Genomic DNA, 9,637 nt, shown 5'->3' with positions numbered 1-9,637 from the left:
CCCCCGAAACCCGCTCCCCCCGCAACCGCAGCGCGGCCAGCGGAAACACCAGGACCGACACCATGGCCGCCCCCACCAGCGCGGCCGCGTCCGCCGGCTTCAGCACCTTGTCGTCGACCCCGATGGTGGTGATCGCGACGACCAGTGGCAGCACGGTCGAGGCGAAGAGCGTGAGGGCGCGCCGGTCCCGTCGTACGAGATCGCGCGGGGCGAGGACGTAGACCGGAAGGCCGCGGACGAGCAGGAAGAGGGCCAGGAACACCGGGAGCAGGAGCAGGGCGTGGCCGCCGGACAGCAGGGCGTCCAGGTCGAACTCGATGCCGGTGACCACGAAGAACACCGGCACCAGGAAGCCGAAGCCCATCGCCTCCACCTTCTCCAGGACCGAACCCGCGCTCTCCGGGGCCGCGCCGTGCAGCACCAGGCGGGTGATCAGGCCCGCGGCGAAGGCGCCGAGGAGGGTGTCGAGGCCGAGGGCCCCGGAGATGCCCAGCATGACGGCCAGGAGGAGCACCACCAGGCGTACGGCGAACTGGCCGCTGCTGTGCAGGGTCTTGGCGATGACCCGGGAGAACCACGGCGGACGGGGGCGCATCGCCCACCACACGGCCGCGGCCGTGAGCAGGGCGAACACGGCGAGCACGGCCGTCGATCGGCCAGGCGCCCGGCCGCTCAGCAGCAGTGCCATCGCGATGATCGGGCCGAACTCCCCCACCGCGCCGACCGCCAGCATCACGGAGCCGAAGCGCGAGTGCAGGTCACCCGCGTCGCGCAGCACCGGCAGGACCGTGCCGAGGGCGGTGCTGGTGAGGGCCGTACCGATGTAGACACCCTTGGACCAGCCGGAGAGCAGGGTGGCCAGGGCCAGGCCCACGGCCAAGGAGATCAGCCACGCGCGTACCGACCGTTTGAGCGTGTCCCCCCGGATCTTGTCGAACTCGATCTCGTACCCGGCGAGGAAGATCAGCATCGTCAGACCGAGGTCGGAGAGGGTGTCGATCACCTGTCCGTCGCCCGCCCAGCCGAGTACGTCGGGACCGACGAGGATGCCCAGGAGGATCTCGAAGATGACCAGCGGGACCGGGAGCCAACGGCCGATCGCGTAGGCCAGCAGGGGTGCCAGTACGGCGATGGCCATGATCAGGATGAGCGTCCCGGACTGCGACATGAGGTGTATCTACCATAAAGTGCCGGTAAATCTGCCCTGTAGGAGTACGAGGGGATTTGCCGTGACCTACTCTCCGCCGCCCGGTGCGCCCCGGGCCCGCATCCCCGGGCCGCAGCAGCCGCCGCCGACGTACCCCCAGATCCATACCGGCCTGTGGAAGCACTGTCTGGGCGGCGGGCTGGCGCTGTGGGTGCTGACCGCGCTGGTCACGTACGCGACGAAGAACACCACCCTGTTGCCGACGCTGATCCTGCTCGGCAGCTTCCTGGTGCCGGTGACCTTCGTCCTGTGGGCGTACGAGCGGCACGGGCGGGACCTGGGTGTCAGCGTGATCCTGGGCTGCTTCCTGACCGGCGGCACGCTCGGGGTGCTGGGAGCCTCGGTGATGGAGTACTACCTGCTGCATCCCTCCTTGTGGATGTTCGTCGGCGTCGGCCTCATCGAGGAGGCCGTGAAGCTGGGGGCGCTGGTGTTCGTGCTGCGCCGGCAGCCCCGGCTGCACGGGATCCGTGCGGGGCTGGTGCTCGGCGCGACAGTCGGCTTCGGGTTCGCGGCCCTGGAGAGCGCCGGGTACGCGTTCAACGCGGCCGTCTCCGCCAAGGGCATCGATCTGCGGGCGCTCCTGGAGACCGAGATCCTGCGCGGGGTCCTCGCGCCCTTCGGGCACGGCCTGTGGACGGCGATCGCGGGTGGCGTCCTGCTCACGTACCGGCAGTTGAACGGGCGCTTCCGGTTCACCGCCCCGGTCATCGGCACGTATCTCGGCGTCTCCTTGCTGCACGCCCTGTGGGACTCGACGCACGGCATCGCGATCTGGCTGGTGGCCCGACTGTCGGGCACGGGCCTGGACAAGCGGCTGTTCGCCCAGGGGTACATCCCGAGTCCGACCGACCAACAGGAGCATCTGTTCACGATGTTCTCGGTGGGAGGGATGGTGCTCGTCGCCCTGCTCGGCATCACCTGGGTGCGGTCGCTCGCCCGGCGCGACCCCTCTTGGAGAAATACCCCCTAGGGGTATAGTCTGAGGACAGAGTGAGCCACCGTGGGCCACTCCGACCCCGCACGCCTCCACGAGGAGAACGACATGACCGCCCAGACCGACACCCAGGGTTCCGTCACCACCGTCTACAAGGTGAGCGGGATGAGCTGCGGACACTGCGAGGGCTCCGTCTCCGGCGAGATCTCCGGGCTGCCCGGCGTCACCTCGGTGAAGGCCGTCGCGTCGACCGGCGAGGTCACCGTCGTCTCCGCCGCCCCCCTCGACGACGAGACCGTCCGCGCGGCGGTCGACGAGGCGGGCTTCGAGCTCGCCGGCCAGGTCTGAATCACCAGCGCCCCGAAGGGGCGGGGCTGTATCGATATGCGGCTCCGCCGCGGGGCGCGACCAGCCACGACGAAGCCGCAGACGATCGACGACCCGTCCTGGCCTTTCCAGCGGAGCACCCCGCACCACACGTCAGTTTTCCGACCGGGCCGTGCCGACCAGCTGATACTGGCTCCGTGCGGTCCGGTCCGATGTCTGGAGTCCGGACATGACCAGCACCACCGCAGCGACACCCAGCACCGCGGAGACACCCATAGCCGCGGCCCCCGAATCCGCCGCCGCCGAGGTCGAGCTGCTCATCGGCGGGATGACCTGCGCCTCCTGCGCGGCCCGCGTCGAGAAGAAGCTCAACCGCATGGACGGTGTCAGCGCCACGGTCAACTACGCGACCGAGAAGGCGAAGGTCAGCTACCCGGCGGGCATCCAGGTCGCCGACCTCATCGCGACCGTGGTGAAGACCGGGTACACCGCCGAGGAACCCGCGCCGCCGGCGCCGGAGGCCGAAGCCCCCGAGGACGCCCCGGACCCCGAACTCGCCTCCCTGCGCGAGCGGTTGACCGTCTCCGCCCTCCTCGCCACGCCCGTCGTGCTGCTGTCGATGATCCCAGCCCTGCAGTTCGACAACTGGCAGTGGCTCGCGCTCACCCTCGCCGCGCCCGTCGTCGTCTGGGGCGGACTCCCGTTCCACCGGGCCGCGTTCACCAACGCGCGGCACGGCGCCGCCACCATGGACACCCTCGTCTCGGTCGGCACGCTGGCCGCGTTCGGCTGGTCGCTGTGGGCGCTGTTCTGGGGCGACGCGGGCATGGCCGGCATGCACGACGAGTTCCGCCTCACCGTCTCGCGTACGGACGGCGCCTCGACGATCTACCTCGAAGTGGCCGCCGGAGTCGTCGCGTTGATCCTGCTGGGCCGGTATCTGGAGGCCCGCTCCAAGCGCCGTGCGGGCGCGGCCCTGCGCGCGCTCATGCAACTGGGCGCCAAGGACGTCGCCGTACTGCGGGACGGCCGTGAAGTACGGCTGCCCGTGGCCGAGTTGGCGGTCGGCGACCGTTTCGTCGTGCGGCCCGGGGAGAAGATCGCGACCGACGGCACCGTCGTCGAGGGCGCCTCGGCGGTCGACGCGTCGATGCTGACCGGCGAGTCGGTGCCGGTGGACGTGGCACCGGGTGACACGGTCACCGGCGCGACCGTGAACGCCGGCGGGCGACTCGTCGTAGAGGCGAGCCGTGTCGGGTCGGACACCCAACTCGCGCGGATGGCGCGGCTGGTGGAGGACGCGCAGAACGGCAAGGCCGAGGTGCAGCGGCTCGCCGACCGGATCTCCGGGATCTTCGTGCCGGTGGTGCTGCTGATCGCGGTCGGCACCTTCGGGGGGTGGCTCGGGGTCACCGGCGATGTGGCCGCCGCGTTCACCGCGGCCGTCGCCGTGCTGATCATCGCCTGCCCGTGCGCGCTGGGCCTGGCCACCCCGACCGCCCTCATGGTCGGCACCGGCCGCGGCGCCCAGCTCGGCATCCTGATCAAGGGCCCCGAGGTCCTGGAGTCCACCCGCCGCGTCGACACGGTCGTCCTCGACAAGACCGGCACGATCACCACCGGCCGCATGACCCTCCAGGAGGTCTACGTCGCCGAAGGCACCGACGAGCGGGAGCTGCTGCGGCTCGCGGGCGCCCTGGAGCACGCCTCCGAGCACCCCGTCGCACGGGCCGTCGCGGCGGGCGCGGAGGAGCGGGTCGGACCGCTGCCGTCCGCCGAGCACTTCGAGAACGTGCCGGGGCGCGGCGTACGCGGCCGCGTGGAGGGCCGTGAGGTGGCCGTGGGGCGCCTCTTCGACGAGCTTCCGGAGGAGTTGGCCCGCGCCAGGTCCGAGGCCGAGAGCGGCGGACGTACGGCCGTGGTGGTCGGCTGGGACGGAACGGCGCGCGGAGTCGTCGCCGTCGCCGACGCGGTCAAGGACACCAGCGCCGAGGCCGTACGGGAGCTGCGGGCCCTCGGACTCACCCCGGTGCTGCTGACCGGCGACAACCGCGCGGTCGCGGAAGCCGTGGCCGCCGCCGTCGGGATCGGCCCCGGGGATGTCATCGCCGAGGTGCTGCCCGAGGACAAGGTCGCTGTCGTACGACGGCTGCAGGGCGAGGGGCGGAGCGTCGCCATGGTCGGCGACGGTGTGAACGACGCCGCCGCGCTCGCCACCGCCGATCTCGGGCTCGCGATGGGCACCGGGACGGACGCGGCGATCGAGGCGAGCGATCTGACGCTGGTGCGCGGGGACCTTCGGGTGGCCGCGGACGCGATCCGGCTGTCCCGGCGGACGCTCAGCACGATCAAGGGCAATCTCGTGTGGGCTTTTGGATACAACGTGGCGGCGCTCCCCCTCGCCGCCGCGGGGATGCTGAATCCCATGATCGCGGGGGCCGCGATGGCCTTCTCGTCGGTGTTCGTGGTCTCCAACAGCCTGCGACTTCGGACATTTCGCTGAAGTTCCGCAAAGTTACCGGGAGTTACGGGAAGTCGAAGTAAGAGTCCCCCTAGAGACGGACGACGGCCTCACATAAGCTCTTCACAAGGCTCGCGCATCATCCTTACGCTGGGGTCCCGACCACGACATCGGGGCTCTTGCGCATCTAACGGACATATGCAAGAGACGCAGATCACAGTGATGTGAACGTAACCATCGAAGGGGTTCGAAGGTCTAAGTTGACGATGTCAGCAAGCGTCTTGGGGGGCGCGAACTGGCATCTGAGGATGTCTTGGGGGACTTCCTCAGAGATGCGTTGCCGGGGCACGTACAACGGGGAGCTTTGAGCGGCCCTCCCGACGTGCGATGTCCCGGCAGATCGCACACATCACTGGCTCCACCCAGTAGTACGAGGAGTTTTGCTCGTTCTACTCAACGAAGCTCAGCTTCATCGAGCTTCGGCAGTACGCAGTACAGCGATTCAGGCGCTGGTTCTCTAAGACGCCCGGCCGGATCCCGTGGGGGGAATCCGCACCGGGACATGGGAAGGCGCCCTGTACGCCGGCCCGTGGGGGGACCGTCGGCAGGGCGCCTTCTTCTCACCCCTTTTTTGAGGCTCGGTTCGCCTCCGGGGCGCCAAAGCCTGTGTCGAGAGCCCCACCGTGCTCGGCGCTGCGCGCCTCCGCGCGCTGGGGCTCTCGACACAGGCGCGCCCCTTCGGCTCACTCGCCGCGTAGGGCAAGGGAGTTGAAGGGGCGCGGTCTTGCCGTGGTCCGGAGTTGCCGCTCTGCTGCAGCGCCCCGTCTTTAGGGGCGCGGGGAACTGCGCGACCAGCCCCCACCGGGCCCGCAGCGAACCACCTACGGACCCAGCGGAGTTCTTGGCAGAGTGCTTCAGCGACCCTCGACCGGGATGAAGTCCCGCTCGACGACACCCGTGTAGATCTGGCGCGGGCGCCCGATACGCGAACCGGGCTCCTTGATCATCTCGTGCCACTGGGCGATCCAGCCCGGGAGGCGGCCCAGGGCGAACAGGACCGTGAACATCTCGGCCGGGAAGCCCATGGCCCGGTAGATCAGGCCGGTGTAGAAGTCGACGTTCGGGTAGAGGTTGCGCGAGATGAAGTAATCGTCGGACAGCGCGTGCTCTTCGAGCTTCAGGGCGATGTCCAGCAGCTCGTCGGACTTGCCGAGGGCCGAGAGGACGTCGTGCGCGGCAGCCTTGATGATCTTGGCGCGCGGGTCGAAGGACTTGTACACCCGGTGGCCGAAGCCCATCAGGCGGACGCCCTCTTCCTTGTTCTTCACCTTGCGGATGAAGGAGTCGACATCGCCGCCGCTCGCCTGGATGCCTTCCAGCATCTCCAGGACCGACTGGTTGGCGCCGCCGTGCAGCGGGCCCCACAGCGCGTTGATGCCGGCCGAGATCGAGGCGAACATGTTGGCCTGCGAGGAGCCGACGAGGCGGACCGTGGAGGTCGAACAGTTCTGCTCGTGGTCCGCGTGCAGGATCAGCAGCTTGTCGAGCGCGGAGACGACGACCGGGTCGAGGTCGTACTCCTGCGCCGGGACCGAGAAGGTCATCCGCAGGAAGTTCTCGACGTAGCCGAGGTCGTTGCGCGGGTAGACGAACGGGTGGCCGATCGACTTCTTGTAGGCGTACGCCGCGATCGTCGGAAGCTTGGCGAGCAGCCGGATCGTGGAGAGGTTGCGCTGCTTCTCGTCGAACGGGTTGTGGCTGTCCTGGTAGAAGGTGGACAGCGCCGAGACGACCGACGACAGCATCGCCATCGGGTGGGCGTCGCGCGGGAAGCCCTTGTAGAAGTTCTTGACGTCCTCGTGCAGCAGGGTGTGCTGCGTGATGTCGTTCTTGAACACGGTGAGCTCGTCGACGGTGGGCAGCTCGCCGTTGATGAGCAGGTAGGCGACCTCCACGAAGGTGGAGCGCTCGGCCAGCTGCTCGATCGGGTAGCCGCGGTACCGGAGGATGCCCTGCTCACCGTCGAGGTAGGTGATGGCGGATTTATAGGCGGCGGTGTTCCCGTAACCGCTGTCCAGCGTCACCAGACCGGTCTGGGCGCGGAGCTTCCCGATGTCGAAGCCCTTGTCGCCGACGGTGCTGTCGATCACCGGGTAGGTGTACTCGCCGTCGCCGTACCGCAGTACTACAGAGTTGTCGCTCACGTCATCCCTCACCGACGTTGTGCCTCTTCTTCGAGGTTGCCCTGACTGTCTCTACCATCCCCCATTTGGCGCAGGAGAGTGCACTCGGGGTCGACCATTGGGCCTATTGGCGGCACTCAGTGCCGCCAACCTGTTCATCCTGCCCCCTCCACCCCGGCATCTGGAAGTGCTGTGTGACCTTCATGACTCATTTGATCGATCATTTTTCATGCTCAGTCTGAAGTCCAGTGCCGTGCAGCGTCGTCCCGCCGACACCGTGCGCACGGCCTGGCCGATCGCCTTGCGCGATCCGACCAGCACAACCAGCTGTTTGGCCCGGGTGACGGCCGTATACAACAGGTTCCGCTGAAGCATGGTCCACGCGCTCGTGGTGACCGGGATCACCACGGCCGGGTACTCGCTGCCCTGGGAGCGGTGGATGGTCACCGCGTACGCGTGCGCCAGCTCGTCCAGTTCATCGAATTCGTACGGAACCTCCTCGTCCTCGTCCGTCAGCACCGTGAGGCGCTGGTCCACCGGGTCGAGTGAGGTGACGACGCCGACCGTGCCGTTGAAGACGCCGTTCTCGCCCTTCTCGTAGTTGTTGCGGATCTGGGTGACCTTGTCGCCGACGCGGAAGACCCGGCCGCCGAACCGCTTCTCGGGGACGTCGGGGCGGCCGGGTGTGATCGCCTGTTGCAGCAGGCCGTTGAGGTTGCCCGCGCCCGCCGGTCCCCGGTGCATGGGCGCGAGTACCTGCACGTCCCGGCGCGGGTCGAGCCCGAACTTGGCCGGAATCCGCCGGGCCGCCACGTCCACGGTGAGCCGGCCCGCCTCCTCCGTGTCGTCCTCGACGAAGAGGAAGAAGTCCTTCATGCCGTCGGTGACGGGGTGTTGGCCGGAGTTGATCCGGTGCGCGTTCGTCACCACGCCCGACTGCTGGGCCTGGCGGAACACGCGCGTGAGGCGCACGGCGGGGATCGGACCGCCGTCGGCCAGCAGGTCGCGCAGCACCTCGCCGGCGCCGACGCTGGGGAGCTGGTCCACGTCTCCGACGAAGAGGATGTGGGCCCCTGGGGGCACGGCCTTGACGAGTTTGTTGGCGAGGAGCAGGTCGAGCATGGAGGCCTCGTCGACGACCACCAGGTCGGCGTCCAGGGGGCGGTCCTTGTCGTACGCCGCGTCGCCGCCGGGCTTGAGTTCCAGGAGGCGGTGGACAGTCGATGCCTCGGCACCGGTGAGTTCGGCGAGGCGTTTCGCTGCGCGGCCGGTGGGGGCGGCGAGGACGACCTTGGCCTTCTTGGCGCGGGCCAACTCGACGATCGAGCGCACGGTGAAGGACTTGCCGCAGCCGGGGCCGCCGGTGAGGACGGCGACCTTTTTCGTGAGGGCGAGCTTGACGGCGGCCTCTTGTTCGGGCGCGAGTTCCACGCCCGTTTTCCCCTTGAGCCAGGTCAACGCCTTGTCCCAGGCCACGTCGTGGAAGCCGGGCATGCGGTCCGCGTCCGCGTGCAGGAGGCGGCGGAGCTGGGCGGCGAGGGAGAGTTCGGCGCGGTGGAAGGGGACGAGGTAGACGGCGGTGACGGGGTCGGGGCTGCCGTCGGGACCGGGGACCTTCTCCCGTACGACACCGGGGTCGCCCGACTCCTCGTCCGGCAGGGCGAGTTCGGCGAGGCACTCGATGACGAGGCCGGTGTCGACTTGCAGGAGCTTCACCGCGTCGGCGATGAGCCGCTCTTCGGGGAGGTAGCAGTTGCCCTGGTCGGTTGCCTGCGAAAGGGCGTACTGGAGGCCTGCCTTGACGCGCTCCGGGCTGTCGTGCGGGATGCCGACGGACTGGGCGATCTTGTCGGCGGTGAGGAACCCGATGCCCCAGACGTCGGAGGCGAGGCGGTACGGCTGGTTCTTGACGACGGAGATCGACGCGTCGCCGTACTTCTTGTAGATGCGGACCGCGATCGACGTGGACACCTCGACGGTCTGGAGGAAGAGCATGACCTCCTTGATCGCCTTCTGCTCCTCCCAGGCCTCGGCGATCTTCTTGGTCCGCTTGGGGCCGAGCCCGGGAACCTCGATGAGGCGCTTGGGCTCGTCCTCGATGATCTGCAGGGTGTCCAGGCCGAAGTGCTGGGTGATGCGGTCGGCGAAGACGGGGCCGATGCCTTTGACGAGGCCGGAGCCGAGGTAGCGGCGGATGCCTTGGATCGTGGCGGGGAGGAGGGTCGTGTAGTTCTCGACGGTGAACTGCTTGCCGTATTGGGGGTGCGAGCCCCAACGGCCCTCCATGCGCAGGGATTCACCGGCCTGGGCGCCGAGCAGCGCGCCCACGACGGTGACGAGATCGCCGCCGCCTCGGCCGGTGTCGACACGGGCGACCGTGTAGCCGTTCTCCTCGTTGGCGTAGGTGATGCGCTCCAGGACACCTTCGAGGACGGCGAGGTGTCGCTCGCCGGTGGGGGTCCCCGGTTTTGCCGCCTGGTTGGACATGCGTCGACGGTACCGGGCGGGTGTGACAGTGGGGG

At 68.8% G+C, this 9,637-nt stretch carries 6 protein-coding genes; 3 read left to right on the top strand and 3 right to left on the bottom strand.

Translation table 11 applies throughout. The annotated features are described in order from the left end of the window. Window positions 1–1,168 (bottom strand): cation:proton antiporter (locus tag AC31A1_RS39305; protein WP_489657870.1); only part of this gene is annotated, 1,168 nt, incomplete at its 3' end. 61 nt (window positions 1,169–1,229) lie between these two features. On the opposite strand from AC31A1_RS39305, the gene AC31A1_RS39300 reads away from it, so the two are divergent. The 3 genes from AC31A1_RS39300 (at window position 1,230) to AC31A1_RS39290 (ending at window position 4,974) form a co-directional block, all read left to right on the top strand. Beyond that, the gene (locus tag AC31A1_RS39300) at window positions 1,230–2,180 is read left to right on the top strand and encodes a PrsW family intramembrane metalloprotease (RefSeq protein WP_489657869.1); all 951 of its coding nucleotides are present in this window, start codon (window positions 1,230–1,232) and stop codon (window positions 2,178–2,180) included. A 72-nt stretch (window positions 2,181–2,252) separates the two neighbouring features. After that, a complete protein-coding gene (locus tag AC31A1_RS39295) occupies window positions 2,253–2,492 on the top strand; it encodes a heavy-metal-associated domain-containing protein (RefSeq protein WP_489657868.1) in 240 nt (79 codons plus the stop codon). Window positions 2,493–2,700: 208 nt separating this feature from the next. After that, window positions 2,701–4,974 carry a heavy metal translocating P-type ATPase gene (locus AC31A1_RS39290; protein ID WP_489657867.1) on the top strand — a complete coding sequence of 758 codons (2,274 nt, stop codon included), beginning with the start codon at window positions 2,701–2,703 and terminating at the stop codon, window positions 4,972–4,974. Between the two features lie 872 nt (window positions 4,975–5,846). On the opposite strand, the gene AC31A1_RS39285 is transcribed toward AC31A1_RS39290, so the two are convergent. Continuing rightward, window positions 5,847–7,136, bottom strand: coding sequence for a citrate synthase (locus AC31A1_RS39285; protein WP_489657866.1), 1,290 nt, complete (start codon window positions 7,134–7,136; stop codon window positions 5,847–5,849). A gap of 180 nt (window positions 7,137–7,316) precedes the next feature. Continuing rightward, window positions 7,317–9,602 (bottom strand): SF1B family DNA helicase RecD2, encoded by a 2,286-nt coding sequence (recD2, locus tag AC31A1_RS39280; RefSeq protein ID WP_489657865.1) that lies wholly within the window; start codon window positions 9,600–9,602, stop codon window positions 7,317–7,319. Window positions 9,603–9,637 lie beyond the last annotated feature (35 nt).

The organism is Streptomyces sp. P5F9 (assembly GCF_057961495.1).
This window is presented reverse-complemented; position numbering and strand designations above follow the sequence as displayed.

What these genes read in the sequence shown, in the direction of transcription:
- AC31A1_RS39295 (WP_489657868.1), top strand. Translation starts at nt 2,253, where the DNA reads ATGACCGCCCAGACCGACACCCAGGGTTCCGTCACCACCGTCTACAAG.
- recD2 (WP_489657865.1), bottom strand. Translation starts at nt 9,602, where the DNA reads ATGTCCAACCAGGCGGCAAAACCGGGGACCCCCACCGGCGAGCGACAC.
- AC31A1_RS39290 (WP_489657867.1), top strand. Translation starts at nt 2,701, where the DNA reads ATGACCAGCACCACCGCAGCGACACCCAGCACCGCGGAGACACCCATA.